The organism is Roseibium sediminis, from assembly GCF_008711325.1.
GTDB lineage: Bacteria > Pseudomonadota > Alphaproteobacteria > Rhizobiales > Stappiaceae > Roseibium > Roseibium sediminis.
Genome location: NZ_VXDB01000009.1, coordinates 51824 through 68450, shown reverse-complemented (window position 1 = coordinate 68450; position 16627 = coordinate 51824). Strand labels below are relative to the sequence as shown.

Sequence of the window (16627 nt, the reverse complement as noted above, 5' to 3'; positions counted from 1 at the left end):
GTCTGTCCTCCCCTTGTCAGGCAGCTTCGTTTGCGGACATAAGCGCCGCGATTCCCGGAAGGGTCTTGCCTTCCAGCCATTCCAGAAAGGCTCCACCGGCGGTGGAGACATAGGTGAAGTCGTTGGACACTCCGGCTGCATTCAGGGCAGCCACGGTGTCACCGCCCCCGGCAATGCTGACCAACGCGCCTTCAGCGGTGCGCTGTGCGGCAATGCGGGCCAGATTGACCGTTGCCCGATCAAAGGGCTGGATCTCGAAGGCCCCGAGAGGCCCGTTCCAGAGAACTGTCTTTGCGTTGGTGATCAGCTCCTGAAACCGCCGCGTACTATCAGGACCAGCGTCCAGGATCATCGCATCCGCCGGGCATCCGTCGACTGGCACGGTCCGGTTCTCGGCGTTGGCCTTGAACTCGCGAGACACGACAACGTCGGTCGGCAGACAGATCATGCACCCGGCTTTTTCCGCCAGCTGCTCGATCTCTCGAACGATCTCAACCTGATCCGCCTCGTGCAGGGATTTGCCCATCGGGACGCCCTTGGCGTAGAGGAACGTGTTTGCCATCCCACCGCCGATGATGACTGCATCCAACCGGTTCATCAGGTTCTTCAGGACCGCAATCTTCGTCGACACCTTGGCGCCGCCAACAACCGCAACAACGGGTCTTTCCGGCGACACAAGTGCCGCTTCCAGCGCGGCGACTTCAGCCAGAAGCGAAGGCCCCGCATAACTCGGCATCAAATCCGTGATGGCGTGGGTCGATGCATGTGCCCGGTGGGCACAGGAGAAAGCGTCGTTGACATATATGTCGCCATTGACTGACAGGCGCATTGCAAAGTTGCGGCTGTTTTCCGTCTCCCCCGCATGGAACCTGAGGTTCTCAAGCACGACAATCTGCCCCGGTTGCAAGTCAGCTGTCGCGCTTTCCGCCGGCTCGCCGACACAGTCCTTCGCGAAGACCACCGGACGTCCGAGGGCTTCTTCAAGCGCCAATGCAATAGGCCGGGTGGAAAGGCACGGGTTCGGCTCGCCTTTGGGACGCCCGAGATGGGTGGCAATCACAACTGCCGCACCCCGACTTACCAATCCGGAAACCGTTGGTGCGAAACGGGAGATGCGCGTGGCATCGGTGATTGCGCCATCCTGCATGGGAACATTCAAGTCCGCACGGATCAGGACGGTCTTCCCCCTCACATCCGCACTATCAATGCTGCGCAAGGTTCCAAGGGTCATAGCAGCCTCCCCATGGCAACAGCCGTATCAGCCATGCGGTTGGAGAACCCCCACTCATTGTCGTACCAGCTCAGGATACGCACCATCGAACCATCCATGACCTTGGTCTGGTCCATGTGGAAGATCGAGGAGTGGGAATCGTGGTTGAAATCGATGCTGACATTGGAGGCGTCGGTGTAGCCGAGGATGCCTTTCATCGGGCCATCGGCAGCAGCGCGGATCGCTGCATTTACCTTTTCGACGCTTGTTGTCCGCGAGGCTTCAAACACCAGATCGACAACCGACACATTTGGGGTCGGCACCCGGATCGCAACGCCGTCCAGCTTGCCGTTCAATTCGGGCAGAACCAGCCCAACGGCCTTGGCGGCTCCCGTGGATGTCGGGATCATCGACTGGGCCGCAGCACGTGCCCGGTACAGGTCCTTGTGCATCGTATCGAGTGTCGGCTGGTCACCCGTGTAGGAATGGATCGTGGTCATGAACCCGCGATTGATGCCGATTGCATCATTCAGCGCCTTGGCGACCGGCGACAGGCAGTTGGTCGTGCACGATGCATTGGAGACAACGAGATCATCGCTGGTAAGAGCATTGTGGTTGACACCAAACACGATTGTCTTGTCTGCCCCGGTGGCGGGCGCGGAGACCAGCACACGCTTGGACCCGTTTTTCAGATGAAGCGCAGCCTTGTCCCGCGCGGTGAAAATGCCGGTGCATTCCATCGCGATATCGACATCGTCCCAGGGCAGATCCTTGGGATCACGCTCAGCGGTCACACGGATCGGACCGGTGCCGATATCAAGCGTTTCGCCATCCACCACAACAGTGCCCGGAAACCGTCCGTGGACACTGTCATAGCGCAAAAGGTGAGCATTGGTTTCAACCGGCCCCAGATCGTTGATTGCAACAACCTGAATATCTGTGCGACCGGATTCCGCGATGGCTCTCAGCACATTGCGGCCAATCCGTCCAAAGCCGTTGATCGCGACTTTAACTGTCATTCTTCGTGTCTCCGGATACGAGGTCTCGCGCGGCTGCAAAGACCGCTTCCTTGGTGATGCCGAAATGGGCGTAAAGTTCGGGAGCCGGACCGGACGCGCCGAAACCGGTCATCCCGATGAACGTGTCGCCGGGCCGCAGGAAAAGGTCCCAGCCCTGCCGCACTGCTGCTTCCACGCCAATGCGCGGAGCACTACCCAGAACGGCCTCCCGATAGGTCTCTGGCTGCGCGGCAAAAAGCTCGAAGGATGGCGCCGAAACAACGGCTACCTTCAGACCGCCCTGTGCCAGCATTTCAGCAGCCGCCACCACGATCTCCACCTCCGACCCGGTGGCGATGAGGGTCAGGTCTCGTGTTCCGTCCGCCTCCATGAGGACATAAGCTCCCTTGGCCGTGGGATTGCAGGCAGCCCCATCCTTGCGGACAGTTGGCAGTCCCTGCCGGGAGAGGCAAAGCACGGTCGGAGTGCGGGTAGACGTTGCCGCGATTTCCCAGGCTTCCGCCGTCTCGATCACATCCGCCGGACGGATCACGGTAAGGTTTGGCATCGCCCTGAGACTTGCCAGCGTCTCGACGGGTTGATGGGTCGGCCCATCTTCGCCTAGACCAATGGAGTCGTGCGTCATCACATAGGTGACCGGCAATTCCATCAGCGCTGACAGTCGCATGGCCCCGCGGGCATAGTCGGCAAAGACGAGGAAGGTTCCCCCGTAGGGAACAAACCCGCCATGCAGTGCAATCCCGTTCATCGCCGCAGCCATGCCGTGTTCGCGAACGCCGTAGTGAATGTAGTTGCCACCAAAACAGCCCCGGCTTATTGCCGTCATGTCCTTGGTGCGGGTGTTGTTCGAACCGGTGAGGTCAGCCGAGCCGCCAGCCAGATTGCTGACGACGCCGGCCAGAACCTCCAACGCCATTTCAGATGCCTTGCGGGTAGCAACCTTGGGCGCAACGGCAATCTGGGCGCTCTTGTAGGTCTGAAACGCCTCGGTGATCGCCTTGGGATCCGGCTTGGTCAACGACCGGGAAAAGGCTTCGCGCGCCGATGCACCTTCCCACCGCGTGAACCACGCATTGCGAGCCGCAGCACCACGACGCGCCACCGATCTCCAGGCCTCATAGACTTCAGCCGGAACATGAAAAGCCTCGTGCGGCCAATTCAGTTGAGCGCGGGTCGCTGCGATTTCATCAGCCCCCAGCGGCGAGCCATGGGTCGCAGACGTTCCCTGCTTGTTCGGAGCACCGAACCCGATGATCGTCTTGCAGGCGATCAGCGACGGACGGCCGTCAGCACGGGCGGCCTCGATAGCAGCAGCGATCTCCTGCTTGTTGTGGCCATCGACGGCAACAACATGCCAGCCGGCGGCAGCAAAGCGGGCCTTTTGATCGGTCGAGGTGGAAAGATCCGTCTTGCCGTCAATGGTGATGGAATTGTCGTCCCAGAATACGATCAACCGGCCAAGACCAAGGTGCCCGGCCATGTCGATGGCCTCGTGGGAAATGCCCTCCATCAGGCACCCATCGCCTGCCAGCACATAGGTATAATGATCAACCAGATCGTCGCCAAAGCGGGCATTGTGCATGCGCTCGGCCAGCGCCATGCCGACGGCGGTTGAAATCCCCTGCCCCAGCGGCCCCGTCGTCGTCTCGATGCCCTTGGCGTGGCCATATTCGGGGTGTCCGGCGGTCCGGGCTCCAAGCTGGCGGAAGGACTTTACCTGCTCGATGTCCATGTCGTCATAGCCGAGCAGATGGTTGATGGCGTAGACCAGCATCGACGCATGTCCCGCAGACAGGACAAAACGATCACGGTCCGGCCAATCCGACTGGGTCGGGTCGATGGTGATGAAACGGTTGAAGAGCACCGTTGCCACATCAGCCAGCCCCATTGGCGCGCCCGGATGACCGGAATTGGCTTTCTCGATGGCATCCATGGCAAGCGCCCGGATGGCGTTGGCCATGAGGTCTTCGGTGGTTTGAACGGTCGATTGAACAGTCATGATCCTGCTCCTCAGGCGCGCCGGGATTCGTGGATCAGGCGATCCACCATCGGTGTGAAAATGAGCTGCATGGCGAGGTCGAGCTTGCCGCCGGGGATCACGATGGAATTAGCCCGGGTCATCCAGCTGCCCTGGATCATTGAAGTCAGGTACGGAAAGTCGATGCCTCGCGGATTGCGGAAGCGGATGACGACGAGGCTCTCATCCGCCGTTGGAATCCACCGGGCGATGAACGGATTGGACGTATCGACAACCGGTACGCGCTGGAAGTTCACGTCTGTCTGAATGAACTGCGGACAAATGCAGTGCACATAGGCGTGCATGCGGCGAAGGATCGTGTCGGTGACCGCTTCGGTGGAATAACCACGGCTTGCCTTGTCGCGGTGGATCTTCTGGATCCACTCCAGATTGATGACGGGAACGACGCCAATTTTCAGGTCCGCATGAGTTGCCAAATTGACCTGATCATTCACCACTGCGCCATGCAGGCCTTCGTAGAACAGCAGGTCCGACCCCGCCTCAAACGCCTTCCAGTCAGTGAATTTGCCAGGCGCAACACCCCATTTTTCAGCTTCCAGGTCATCATGAACGTAGTGGCGGGTTTCGCCGTTGCCGGTCTGACCATACGTGCGGAACACTTCCTCCAGTTTGTCGAGAATGTTGGCTTCATAGGAAAAGTGGCTGAACGTATCGTCGCCTGTGGCCTTGCGGCGCTCCAGTTCGGCCTTCATCTCCATCCGGTCGAAGCGGTGAAACGCATCCCCTTCGATGGACACGGCCTTCACATTTTCGCGGCGAAATATCTGGTCGAACGTCGCCTTGACTGTCGTCGTGCCCGCGCCGGATGACCCCGTGACCGAAATGATTGGGTGCTTCTTGGACATAAGTTCTCCCCGATCCCGGCGAACAGGGTCGCCAGGCTGTGAACGTTCTTTGTTGAGTTGATCAGGCGCGGAACAGGCCGCGGGTTCCAAACAGCGCCGAGACTTCCTTCTCAGGCAAATCGTGATAGGCCGCGACCCGTTCCACCTTCTCGGTCGACCCGAAAACGAAGGGTGTACGTGCATGCAGCGTGTCCGCCTGCTGGCTCAGGATTGCCGCTGTTCCGGTCGTCGCCTTGCCGCCAGCCTGTTCGACCAGTAAGGCAATCGGCGCACATTCGTAGATCATCCGAAGACGACCCCGTCGATACCCCTCACGATCATCGGAAGGGTACAGGAACAGACCGCCGCGGCTCATGATCCGGTGGGTTTCTGCGACAAGGGATGCGACCCAGCGCATGTTGAAATTCTTCTCGCGGGGCCCTTCCGACCCTGCCAGACAATCGTCGATATACGCGCGGATCGGCTTGGACCAGTGACGGTAATTCGACGCGTTGATCGCAAACTCTGTCGAGTGCTCCGGGATGCGAACATTGCCGTTGGCCAGCTTGAAGGTGCGCGACTTCGGGTCGAGAATGTAGAGCCGAACGCCCGCCCCGACCGTCAACATCAAGGCCGTCTGCGGACCGTAGATCAGATAGCCTGCAGCAATCTGCTCCCGTGCAGGTCTCAGGAACGACGCCTCCCCGTCCTCTTTTGCCGGAAAGACGGAGAAGATGGTCCCGATGGACACATTCACATCAATGTTTGACGACCCGTCCAGCGGATCGATGGCCAGCGCATATGGGCCGGTTGGATCCAGCTCCTGCACATCCTCGCGCTCTTCAGAGGCGTACCAGCGCACTCCGGCACTCTTCAGCATGTCTGCAAAGGCTTCGTCAGCCATCACATCCAGAGCTTTCTGCTCATCGCCATGGCTGGTGCCGCCGATGGTCGCGCCGAGCTCGGCAGCCAGAGAACCCTGCGCGATGGTCAGCGACAGATCCCGACCTACGGTGCAAAGGGCCAATAGAAGCTCATGCAGGCCTTCCGGCAGTTCCGTGAGATCAAGTATTTTCCGATCGAAGTCCATCAAGGCCTCCCGCCCCTAACGTGTTGGACTTGATCATCCGCATTTCTGACGTTAAGAAAATTTAATAATCTGAAAGTCGAATTAGGAAAAATCTAATGCGGCAACTTGATGCAGTCACACTGAAGCAGCTCAAGGCTTTGAAATCTATATATAATGCAGGCACAATCAGCGGTGCGGCAGAAGACCTTGGGTTGACCTCACCGGCCGTTCACAATCAAATCCGAACGCTGGAAGATTGCCTAGGCTGCTCACTTCTGGAGCGCGGGCGGAACGGCCTTTTCAATTTGACTCCGGAAGGGAGTGCCCTTTTAAGCGGCTATGAAGCTGCTTTCGCCTCTCTCGAAAAGGCAGTTCACCAGATCGAATCCCTGAAACGCGGCCTCTCCGGCACGGTCATTCTCGGCGTGGTATCGACGGGAAAATATTTCGCGCCCGGCATTGTTGCGCGCATGAAGGCGCTATTTCCGGATATCGAAGTGGTTCTGGAAGTTGGAAACCGGGACGCGATCATAGCCGCGCTAGAGACCGGTCGGATTGATCTTGCCATCATGGGTCGTCCCCCGCGTCAGCCTGTTGTCACGGCCTATCCCATTGGAGATCACCCGCACCTTTTGATTGCTCCCCCCGATCACCGGCTGGTCACGGGGGCGGACGTGGCCGCAGATGAGATTTTTAGGGAGCATTTCCTGTTGCGGGAACGCGGCTCGGGCACGCGTATCCTCACCATGCGTTTCCTCGATCAGTCCGGCGAAGGCATCCCCTTCGAATACTCGGAAATGAACTCCAACGAAACCATCAAGCAGGCGGTCATCGCCGGGCTTGGCATTGCCCTCATCTCCTATCACACAATCATCGAGGAGCTGAAATCGGGACGTCTCGCCGCCATTCGCGCCGAACATCTTCCCATCATCCGGCAATGGTATGTCTTGCATCGATCCGACCAGACCCTGTCAGGAGCGATGGCGACGATCCTCTCCTGTATCCGGTCAAAAGCCGAGGAATTCCTTCACATCGAAGATCTGAGCCTGCTCCTGAACGGTAAGGGAAAAATCCAGGGCGGATAGAAATTACGCTCACAGCCCCCATTCCCTCCTGATATCGCGCCCCGCACTTCATCACCATCTCCGGTGTGCCCGGCTCTCTGGCGCTCTGCTCCGCAGCCGCTTCAGGCAGAATACTTCCATATCTTCATATATTGTGAACTAAAGATACTATTTCTGTTTTCCATTGCGATTTCTCGCACTAGTTGTAGTTTCATCTTTGGCAATCGTTAAGACTCAGCATCTTTACTGAACCCTACGGCATTCTGACGGACGGGACCATGACCGCAACGACAAGACCACGATTGATTTTCGGTAAACTATTCTTGTTGGGCATAGTTGCCGTCGGCATGATCATCACGTCAGTCATTTGGCTTACCGCGCGAATTGATCAGGTCGAACAAGAAAACGATATAAATATAGTCCAACTCATGGTCACCGAAAGAGTATCGCATATGCAGAACTCCGCCAGTGACTATGCAAACTGGAACCTCGCCTATGAAATTGTCATGGAGAACGATGTTGACTCAATCTTAGAGAACATTGGTTCCGGAGCGGTTGATGGCGGATTATTCGACAATATCGTTCTAATCGATGTAGAGGGTAACATCCTTCACGTTTTTGATGCGGCTGAAGAGACCACAACGCCAGAGCAATTTGACCGCACCGGGATTGAGCCATTTCTCTCGCAGCTGAGAACCACCAAGCCTGGCGATAAGATCGCAGTGTCCGGAATAGGCAGAATAAACGGGCAATATGGGGCGGTCGGTGCAGCCTGGATCACTCCAGACTACTATTCCAATCTCAATGGTGCCCCACTTCCAATCATCGTCGGCATAAGAATGATGACAGATGATGCCCTCGAAGCAATTGCACAACTGACATTGGGAACCGAGTACGCGATCACCCCCATAAACGCTGATTCAACGGAAGCACACCTCGATTTGGTAGGACCTCAGGGTACGCCTGTTGCAAAACTCGTATGGCAGCCACACCGGCCCGGCGCTGCGTTGCGTGAAGAAATCCTGCCCGGAATTCTCCTTGTCTGCTTCGGAATCTTTGCCATCTGCATCTCTGCAGCACGATATTTTCATCAGCAAAGCAAGGCGCTCGATCAGGCAATGACAATTGCCTCCACAGATCAGCTGACCGGCCTTCTCAATCGTTCCGGACTTCACGAACTGCTTCGCTCTACCGATCTCAGGGCGCGCATCGATCACGGCCATTTGGCAATCATTTATGTCGACGTCAATCACTTCAAGAAGCTGAATGACGACTACGGCCACAAGGTCGGGGACCATGCCCTGTCTGTAACCGCGGACCGATTGCGGGAAGCCGTCCGCAAAGGTGACCACGTGGTGCGCCTCGGTGGCGACGAGTTCATCTGCATTATCCGTGATCATGCACCGGAAACAGCCGCCAAAAGCGTGTCTGACCACATCCTCACCTCGTGCATGACACCTGTCAGCTTTGCCGAGCTGGAATTTAACATCTCGCTATCATTGGGCATTGCCGTTGCAGAGCGTGGCCTGACTTGGGAAACCCTGCTCGCCCGGGCAGATGGAGCCATGTATCAGGCAAAACGTAAAAAGCAGAAGTCGGCTGAAATCTATACGATCGATAGCGGAGTATCCGGTGACCCGAACCTGCCGCGCAGCTTGAAACGCAGCCTCGCCGGACGACACTGATATCGGACTGCACCTGCGCGCGGTCCGGATGCTTACGCGCTCGCCCCACGCCCTTCGATGATGGCCGCAGCTATCACCGCCTGCCCAAGCGAGAGTCCGCCGTCATTAGCGGGTACTGCCTTGGGCACAAGGACTTCCAGCCCCCTGTCCGAGAGGGCATTCGCCAGGCCATCCAGAACAATTTGGTTCTGCATCACACCACCCGAAAGCGCGACACGCCGAATCCCACGCACATCAGCAACGCACACGGCCTGAGCAGTGACGGAGCTGATCAAAGTCGCATGAAACCGTGCTGACAGGCACCCCGCTTCAACACCTCTGCCAAGGTCCCCGACGAGGCCTTTCCAGAAGGGGGCCCAATCGATTGCGCCGGTGTCGGAGGTGTCCATCCGGTAGCCCTGCTCACCTGCCATGAACGGTGCTGCGAGAGCTTCAAGGAGAGCTCCCGCCTGCCCTTCGTAAGTCTGTCGGTCAAAGCAGATGCCCAGCGCGGCAGCAACCGCATCAAAAAGACGGCCAGCGGACGACGACAACGGCGAGTTGAGCCGCTTCTCCAACATTTGATGGATCACGCCGAGGTTTTTGGTCTCGAGCGCTTTTCCCAGCGCCAAACCGCGAAGCTCTGCCTGATAGTCAGGTCCGAAGGCCGAATAGAGATGTGATGCAAGATTTCGCCAAGGCTCGCGAACAGCTACACCTCCGCCTGGAAGTGCGACCGGCTGAAAATGCCCGGAACGCTCGAAGGACTGATAATTTCCAACCAGAAACTCACCGCCCCAGATGGTGCCGTCGGGCCCATGTCCCGTCCCATCCAGAATGATCCCGAGCACGTCTTCTTCCGGGCCAACATCGTTTTCCGCCATAACGGCGGCAAGATGTGCATGGTGGTGCTGAACCTCAATCAGCTCTATGCCCAATTCACCGGCAAGGGCACGCCCCAGTTGGGATGAAAGATAGTCAGGATGGCTGTCCACGGCGATAACATCGGGGCAAAAGCGGTACATCTCCCGATAAAGCGCCAGATTTCGTTTCAAATCCTCAAGCGCAAGACTGTTTTCCAGATCGCCAATATGTTGCGAGGGAATTGCTTCGCCATTCGCCGCAAGACAGAACGTCGCCTTCAGCTCTCCGCCCAGCGCCAGGACGGCCGGCGTTCCATGGAAAGCAGAGGGAAGACGGAGCGGTGCCGGAGCAAAGCCCCTCGCCCGCCGCAAGACCATCTGACCGGCCTGTGTAACGCGCACGACACTATCGTCCAGCCGATTGACGATATCCCGGTCGTGCATCAGAAGACCGTCGGCAATTGCCGAGAGCTTGTCTCTCGCCTCGCCGTTCCCGATGACTTGCGGTTCGTCCGAAACATTGCCTGACGTCAAAACCACGGGGCCATCGAAGAGGGACATGAGAAGGTGATGCAAGGGCGTATAGGGCAGCATCACACCAAGATGGCTCTGGCCCGGCGCAAGCCCATCGGCCAGATGATGACCAGCACGCTGCTGCAAGAGCACGATCGGCGCTGCGCTATCCTTCAGGAGCTTTTCTTCCGCGTCATCGACATTGCAAAAGCCCTTTATCTGAGCAGTATCGCGCACCATGAGGGCCAGCGGTTTGTGAGGCCTTTTCTTGCGCAGACGCAGCTCGGCAACGGCGCTTTCGTTGGAAGCATCCACCGCCAGATGAAACCCGCCCAGCCCCTTGATGGCCAGTATCCGGCCAGCAACCAGTTGCGCCGCTGCCCATTGGAGCGGGTTTTCCGCCGTGATCTCCCCCTCCCGTGTCTCTGCCCATAGCCTCGGTCCACAGATCGGGCAGGCATTCGGCTGTGCATGGAAGCGTCGGTCGGCGGGGTTTTCGTATTCCTGCCGACAGGCAGCGCACATGACAAAGTGCGCCATGGAAGTCTTTTCACGGTCATAGGGAATGGACTTGATGATGGAGAGGCGCGGACCGCAATGCGTACAGTTTGTGAAAGCATAGCCCTCGCGCCGATTGCCGCTCTCCTTCACATCCAGAAGACAAGCAGGACAGGTGGCTGCGTCCGGTACAATGCCGGTCGATACCGCCCCCTCAACACTCTCGATGATGAGAAAACCCTTGGCCGGGTCCGGGGCGGCCTCCTCTATCGGACGCGTATCAACCGACGTAATGCGGGCAAGCGGCGGGAGATCTGTCTGAAGCCGCTCCAGAAACCTCGAAAGCCTAGGTTCTTCCCCCCATATATCCGCCTCTACGCCAGCAGCATCATTGAGGACAGTACCGAATAGCTGCTCCTCATGGGCCAGCCTCCAGACGAAAGGACGAAACCCGACACCCTGAACCAGCCCGGTTATCCGCACCCGGACCCCCTTGATCTCTCCGAGTTGCGGCGACGTCGTCATGTCAGTGAACCGTGCAGACCATACAGGGGTCAAAGGAACGCACGATGTGTTGGACCGACACCGGGTCTTCTTCTCCCTCTCTGACAGGCGCTCCCACCAAAGCCTGCTCCAACGGGCCCGGAACACCCGACTGGTCTCGCGGTGAAAAGTTCCAGGTGGTTGGAGCAATGATCTGGTAGTTAGCAATGCGGCCCTTCTCTATGGACAGCCAGTGCCCCAGAGATCCGCGTGCGGCCTCCGTCAGGCCAATGCCTTCAGCCTGATCGGGCAATCCGGCATGGGCGATATATCGCTCCCCTATGACAAGGCCCGCCGCCCAACGCTCCATTGCCTGAACAACGATTGCAATCTCAAGCAGTCGGGCAACGACGCGCGCGTGAACCGAACCGCCATGTCGCCCCACAAGATCCCGGATAAGCGGATGGCCGTTGACCAGTTGGCGGGCCAGCGCACCGACTTCCATGACGCTGCCGCCAAGCCGTGGTGCCTTGCACCAGCTATAGGCTCCGTCCTTGTCCGCGTCTGGCACAGTGGTCCCTGCTGCCGGAGCTTCCGATGTCACTCCCGAGCGATACCAGCTGGACGAAAGATCCTCTGTAATCCCTTCCACATCCATTGAACCAGTGTCGCCTGCCGCAAAGGTGCCCATCCTGAACAACGAATTCCCCTGAGTGCCATAAGCACCATAGCTGAGGAATGCGCCGGTCGACCGTCCCAGACAATTAAGGCCCAGCGCTGAAGACACATGCAGGAACCTGCGAAAGTCTGACGAGGTAACGCTTCGCTCAGCCGCCCAGGCTACAAGCTCGGCTTCTGATGAAAGATTGGCAATTCTCTCCAGCTTGTCGCCAAAGAGTGTCCGTTCAAGAAACTTGCGAAACGCGGCAAGGATTGCCATCAACCGCACGACTTCGCCGCCATCTACCGAACGGGTTGACCCTCCCGGCTGGATGGAGAGCGTGTGTGGCCACTTCCCGGCAAGGATTCCCATCATGTGCATGAATTGAGCGCGGGCGGGCAACATGTCCTCTGCTGCGGTTCCCCTGATCGCCACAAACCGATCTGCTGTCTCGTCGTACCAGGGTTCGTTCTTGTAGGTTGCCCGTGCGAAGTCCGGCATAAAGAACAGATAAAAGTGGGTCAGGTGGTCCGCGACATTCTCTGTGGCATGCACAAGATTGATCGCCAATTCGCCATTGGACGGCAGCTCAACCTTCATCGTGTCGGCCAAAGCCATTGCCGCCGCCACGGACTGGGACACCGAACAGATACCGCAAATGCGCGGCGCGTAGACAAGAGCATCCATCGGCGGCTTTCCGAGCAGGATGCGCTCGAACCCCCGGTAAAGCGGTGTCACCACCTCCGCATTCACGACCTCGCCGCCCTTGCAGTCGATACGAACTTCCAGATCTCCCTCAACCCGATTAAACGGCCCAACGATTAACCGGGTCATGATCCAGCCTTCCCTTTCCTGTCAGGCTTGGGAGCATAGTGATCCCGGGTCGCGTTTTCTTTCAGCCGTGGCGGCGTCGCCGCCTTGGAAAGTGACGCCAGAGCCACAAACCAAGCCTTTGGCATGTCGGTGGGAAGCCCAACCGGAATACCGGCAATTTTGGGTGTGCGCGCAAATTCATGCCCGGGCTCTTCAAACTCCGGAGCGGTACAGTTGATGCAGGGATAATTTCCATCAAGGCACGAGCCGGACCCGTTCCAGGCCCTGATATTGCAATCCGCCTTGGCCTGCGTTCCCTTGCAGCCAAGGTTTTCCATCATGCAGCCCTGATCACACAGACGCTCCGCACTTGCCTTGTACTCGTAGAACTCGTTGCGCGAACATCCGTGATGCACCAGATGCCGGGCATAGGAAAGCGGCCTTGACCACTCGTCCAGATCCTTGTCGGAAAACCTTCCTGCCGAGATCTGGTGAAGGGTTTCCGTCAACCAGCCGGGATGGATCGGACAGCCTGCAATATTGATCACCGGCAGCCCGGCCAACCCTCGAAAGTCTGCGCCCAAAAGTCCGCCAGCGCGTTTGCCGTCATGGGACAGTCCGGTTGCTTCCACGTGGTTGTCTCCGGCAGCGGTCATCCCGCCAAAGGCCGCACATGAGCCAACAGCGACCACGTGGCGTGCCCGCAGGGACAGCTTCCTGATCCAGTCCATCATCGGCTGGCCCGTTCCCGCCATCAGGTGAAACCGGCCGGTGCCGTTCGGCCCCATCATCACCGAGCCTTCCACACACAGGATATCAAGTGGCTCCTCGCCATCCGCCAACCGCGTCATCAACCGGACGACTTCCCGCCCGCTTTGTTCGCTCAGCGAGGGATGCCAAAGAACTTCGATATTCGCCGCCTCCAGTGAAGTCAGAAGGTCCGGTCCTTCCGCAGACAAAAGAGACATGGAACATCCGCCGCATCCGCCGGACTGCAGCCAGACGAGGCGCAGGCGGCTCCTCTCAGCATTCGCTGGCTCAGGAAACGGTTTCGACATTGACCGGCAGCCTCAAAGTAAATTCTGCGCCACCAGTTGGCCGATTTGCTGCGTGCAACTCGCCGCCCTGTTTCATGGCCATGTTGTAGCTGACATAAAGACCAAGCCCCGTTCCCGTGCCAATCGGCTTGGTGGTGAAGAAGGGTTCAAACAGCTTATCCATGATATCTGCCGTAATGCCTGTGCCGTTATCCGAAACGGCCACGGATGCGAACCCATCTGCTTGCGTGCAGGTTATCCATATCCGCCCGTCCTCACGTCCCGACAAAACATCGGCAGCGTTCTGCACCAGATTGACGAGGATCTGATGCACCTGCCCCTTCCTCCCGCAGACCTCCATCATTTCCGGCCCGTCAATGAGAATTTCCGGCTTTACGCGTTGCGCCTTGATGACCCAGTCGGTCGCCGTATGGACCAATCGCATGAGATTGAAGGTTTCCGGGATTTCCTGCTGATTGCTGGAGAACCTTCTGAGGTCCTCAACAATATCGCGCACCCGCTCGGCCCCTTCCAGCGTGCCGTCAACCAGCGGACCGATATCGCTGATCACCTTGTCGATCTTGAGCTCCTGTCTGAGTTCGGCCATTTCCTTCTCGGGGGCCGCCCCGTCGAGAGCCGACAGGTATTTGCGAATCGCATTGCCGTATCGCTTGAGCGCGTACATGTTGCCGAAGACAAAACTGATCGGGTTGTTCAGCTCATGCGCAACCCCGGCAACCAGACGACCAAGAGCTGCCATTTTCTCCGAGACCAGCAACCGCTCCTGCGCCTGATCCAGCTTCTCGCGAGCTGCATCGCGTTCCCGGTAGGCACGTTTCAGATCATCGATAGGTCGTCCGACCATGACCATACCGGCAAGCCGTCCGCGCTGGTCGCGGCGCGGAGCGCAATTGAGCGACACATAGGCTGGAGGCCCCTTGGGAACCGAAATGCCAATCTCGCACGGTTCGACCGATTTTCCTGATGCAAGCACCGAAACGAAGCCCGCGGCCTGTGCCCGGTTTTTCGGACAAACAAGATCACAATAATTGATCCCGACCAGCTCGCGCTCGCTCTTGCCGGTTATTTCCATCAGTTTGCGATTGACCTTTTGAACCCGGCCTTTCGCATCACAAACTATGAGGACGTCGGTCATCGCTCCCAGCACGGAGCTGATGAACGTATCGGCATCCTGAAGTTCGGAGTTCTTTTCCTCCAGCTCGGTCTGCGAGCGAACCAGATCGGCATAGACATCATCCATCTTGCGGATGACGTCGATCCAGACATCCTCGCCACCCGCCTGCAGACCCATGCTTCGGGGGGCGGTGGTGTCTGTTTCAGAAAAGAAGGGTTTGTCCAGACCGGAAGCCATTGGCTAGTGCACGCCTCCTGCTGCCCTGCGGGTCTTGGGAAGTGGCTTCACATTCTCAAGCCCGTAGCGTTCCAGTTTTGCACGCAATCCAACCCGGGACAGACCGAGCTCGCGAGCTGCCTTTGACTTGTTCCACCGGTGGCGAATGAGAGTTTCCTTGATGATGCGTGCCTCAAGCTCACCAATTCGGTCTTTCAGGGTTCCATCCAGCTGCGCAAGAACCGGAATCGGATCGCCCTCCTCATCGCCAGGTTCGGCCTGCAGAATATGGCGCGACAACAGGTCCGCCCCCAGCTCTCCGTCCTGCGGTCCCATTACAAGCATCTGCTGAATTTCATTCTGCATCTCGCGAATATTGCCCGGCCAGCTGTAGAGGCACATGCAGTCAATTGCCTCCTGCGACAGTCCGCGCACCCGTTTTCCCAGTTGCTTCATGGCTCGGTCCAGAAGGGCTTCGGCCAGAACCGGAATGTCCCCGGCGCGGTCCTTCAGGTCTGGCAAACGCACCACAATCCCGGCGAGTCGATAGAAGAGATCGGCGCGGAATCGTCCCGCACGCACCTCATCATCCAGATCGCGGTTGGTGGCCGCAATCACGCGCACATCAACCTTGCGCGTCCTTGTGCTGCCAACAGGGCGAATTTCCCCCTCCTGAAGCGTTCGCAAGAGCTTCACCTGAAAGGCCGGTGAAACCTCGCCGATCTCATCGAGAAAAACCGTGCCTCCATCGGCCCGTTCAAACAGCCCGACATGATCCTCCACAGCGCCGGTGAACGCACCGCGTTTGTGGCCGAACAACTCGCTTTCCAGAAGCTCATCCGGCAAGGCACCGCAGTTTTCAATGACGAACGGCTTGTTCCACCTGAGCGACCCGTAATGAAGCGCCCGTGCCGCCAGTTCCTTGCCCGTACCCGAAGCGCCCGACAAAAGCACCGGGACATCATAGGGAGCCACCTGTCTCAACGTCGTGCAGACGGCATTCATCGGACTTTGCGGTCCGCGAATAATTCCGTCCTCGAAATCGAAATCCTTGCGCAGCTTTTCCTTGCGCTTGCGCATGGTTTCATCAGCGCCGGACGGCGACATTTTCAGTTCGACGGCAAGCAGCTCATTTTGCCTCTGAAGATCATAGAGACGGCAAGCATTTTGCAGTGTCAGCAGAAGATTTTCCGGGTGCCACGGCTTGGTGATGTACTGATAGATGCCCGCTTCATTGACGCCGTCGATTATATCGTGTGCGTCCGTGTAGCCCGAGATGATCATGCGAATGACATCAGGCCAGCGTTGACGCACCATCTTCAGGAACTCGACGCCGGTCTGCTCGGGCATCCTCTGGTCGCACAGGACGATCTGCACCCAGTTGTCTTCCAGGATCTTGACTGCATCAGCAATCTTCGATGCGGACCGCACATCAAAGTCCTCATCAAGGATGCGGGTAATGGATTCCAGAGACCGCACCTCATCGTCGATGACCAGAATTGTGGGCAGCTCACTCATGG

Annotated in this window: 12 protein-coding genes; 2 read left to right on the top strand and 10 right to left on the bottom strand. The window is 58.1% G+C overall.

Annotation, left to right across the window (positions count from 1 at the left end):
* Nucleotides 1–16 precede the first annotated feature (16 nt).
* The 5 genes from F0155_RS10785 to F0155_RS10765 all read right to left on the bottom strand — a co-directional run bounded on the left by F0155_RS10785 (nt 17) and on the right by F0155_RS10765 (nt 6181).
* Nucleotides 17–1231: a phosphoglycerate kinase gene (locus F0155_RS10785; RefSeq protein WP_150524524.1), complete on the bottom strand. Its 1215-nt coding sequence runs from the start codon at nt 1229–1231 to the stop codon at nt 17–19.
* Nucleotides 1228–2229, bottom strand: coding sequence for a type I glyceraldehyde-3-phosphate dehydrogenase (gene gap, locus F0155_RS10780; RefSeq protein ID WP_150524523.1), 1002 nt, complete (start codon nt 2227–2229; stop codon nt 1228–1230). Before gap ends, F0155_RS10785 begins: the two co-directional genes overlap by 4 nt.
* Nucleotides 2219–4228: a transketolase gene (gene tkt, locus F0155_RS10775; protein WP_150524522.1), complete on the bottom strand. Its 2010-nt coding sequence runs from the start codon at nt 4226–4228 to the stop codon at nt 2219–2221. Before tkt ends, gap begins: the two co-directional genes overlap by 11 nt.
* 11 nt (nt 4229–4239) lie before the next feature.
* On the bottom strand, nt 4240–5112 hold the full coding sequence (locus F0155_RS10770; RefSeq protein ID WP_150524521.1) for a phosphoribulokinase: 873 nt from the start codon (nt 5110–5112) through the stop codon (nt 4240–4242).
* Between the two features lie 61 nt (nt 5113–5173).
* Nucleotides 5174–6181 (bottom strand): class 1 fructose-bisphosphatase, encoded by a 1008-nt coding sequence (locus F0155_RS10765; RefSeq protein WP_150524520.1) that lies wholly within the window; start codon nt 6179–6181, stop codon nt 5174–5176.
* A 95-nt stretch (nt 6182–6276) separates the two neighbouring features.
* Between F0155_RS10765 and F0155_RS10760 the strand changes: the two genes are divergently transcribed.
* Both F0155_RS10760 and F0155_RS10755 read left to right on the top strand, forming a co-directional pair.
* On the top strand, nt 6277–7245 hold the full coding sequence (locus F0155_RS10760; RefSeq protein ID WP_150524519.1) for a LysR substrate-binding domain-containing protein: 969 nt from the start codon (nt 6277–6279) through the stop codon (nt 7243–7245).
* 257 nt (nt 7246–7502) lie between these two features.
* Nucleotides 7503–8909, top strand: a complete 1407-nt coding sequence (locus tag F0155_RS10755; protein ID WP_150524518.1) for a diguanylate cyclase domain-containing protein — start codon at nt 7503–7505, stop codon at nt 8907–8909.
* Nucleotides 8910–8941: 32 nt separating this feature from the next.
* Here the strand turns inward: F0155_RS10755 and hypF are convergent, their stop codons facing one another.
* From hypF to F0155_RS10730, 5 genes are read right to left on the bottom strand one after another with little or no spacing between them, the layout of a single operon-like run.
* On the bottom strand, nt 8942–11287 hold the full coding sequence (gene hypF / locus F0155_RS10750) for a carbamoyltransferase HypF (protein WP_150524517.1): 2346 nt from the start codon (nt 11285–11287) through the stop codon (nt 8942–8944).
* Between the two features lies 1 nt (nt 11288).
* Nucleotides 11289–12740 (bottom strand): nickel-dependent hydrogenase large subunit, encoded by a 1452-nt coding sequence (locus F0155_RS10745; RefSeq protein ID WP_150524516.1) that lies wholly within the window; start codon nt 12738–12740, stop codon nt 11289–11291.
* Nucleotides 12737–13777 (bottom strand): NADH-quinone oxidoreductase subunit B family protein, encoded by a 1041-nt coding sequence (locus tag F0155_RS10740; RefSeq protein WP_150524515.1) that lies wholly within the window; start codon nt 13775–13777, stop codon nt 12737–12739. The genes F0155_RS10745 and F0155_RS10740 overlap by 4 nt, the downstream gene beginning before the upstream one ends.
* Complete coding sequence (locus F0155_RS10735; protein ID WP_150524514.1) at nt 13758–15128, bottom strand: PAS domain-containing sensor histidine kinase; 1371 nt, start codon at nt 15126–15128, stop codon at nt 13758–13760. The genes F0155_RS10740 and F0155_RS10735 overlap by 20 nt, the downstream gene beginning before the upstream one ends.
* Nucleotides 15129–15131: 3 nt before the next feature.
* Nucleotides 15132–16625 carry a sigma-54-dependent transcriptional regulator gene (locus F0155_RS10730; protein WP_150524513.1) on the bottom strand — a complete coding sequence of 498 codons (1494 nt, stop codon included), beginning with the start codon at nt 16623–16625 and terminating at the stop codon, nt 15132–15134.
* Between the last annotated feature and the right edge of the window lie 2 nt (nt 16626–16627).

Excerpts from the sequence above, each read along its gene's own strand:
- tkt (WP_150524522.1), bottom strand. The coding sequence starts at position 4,228 with ATGACTGTTCAATCGACCGTTCAAACCACCGAAGACCTCATGGCCAAC.
- F0155_RS10785 (WP_150524524.1), bottom strand. The coding sequence starts at position 1,231 with ATGACCCTTGGAACCTTGCGCAGCATTGATAGTGCGGATGTGAGGGGG.
- gap (WP_150524523.1), bottom strand. The coding sequence starts at position 2,229 with ATGACAGTTAAAGTCGCGATCAACGGCTTTGGACGGATTGGCCGCAAT.
- F0155_RS10770 (WP_150524521.1), bottom strand. The coding sequence starts at position 5,112 with ATGTCCAAGAAGCACCCAATCATTTCGGTCACGGGGTCATCCGGCGCG.
- hypF (WP_150524517.1), bottom strand. The coding sequence starts at position 11,287 with ATGACGACGTCGCCGCAACTCGGAGAGATCAAGGGGGTCCGGGTGCGG.
- F0155_RS10760 (WP_150524519.1), top strand. The coding sequence starts at position 6,277 with ATGCGGCAACTTGATGCAGTCACACTGAAGCAGCTCAAGGCTTTGAAA.
- F0155_RS10735 (WP_150524514.1), bottom strand. The coding sequence starts at position 15,128 with ATGGCTTCCGGTCTGGACAAACCCTTCTTTTCTGAAACAGACACCACC.
- F0155_RS10765 (WP_150524520.1), bottom strand. The coding sequence starts at position 6,181 with ATGGACTTCGATCGGAAAATACTTGATCTCACGGAACTGCCGGAAGGC.
- F0155_RS10745 (WP_150524516.1), bottom strand. The coding sequence starts at position 12,740 with ATGACCCGGTTAATCGTTGGGCCGTTTAATCGGGTTGAGGGAGATCTG.
- F0155_RS10755 (WP_150524518.1), top strand. The coding sequence starts at position 7,503 with ATGACCGCAACGACAAGACCACGATTGATTTTCGGTAAACTATTCTTG.
- F0155_RS10740 (WP_150524515.1), bottom strand. The coding sequence starts at position 13,777 with ATGTCGAAACCGTTTCCTGAGCCAGCGAATGCTGAGAGGAGCCGCCTG.
- F0155_RS10730 (WP_150524513.1), bottom strand. The coding sequence starts at position 16,625 with ATGAGTGAGCTGCCCACAATTCTGGTCATCGACGATGAGGTGCGGTCT.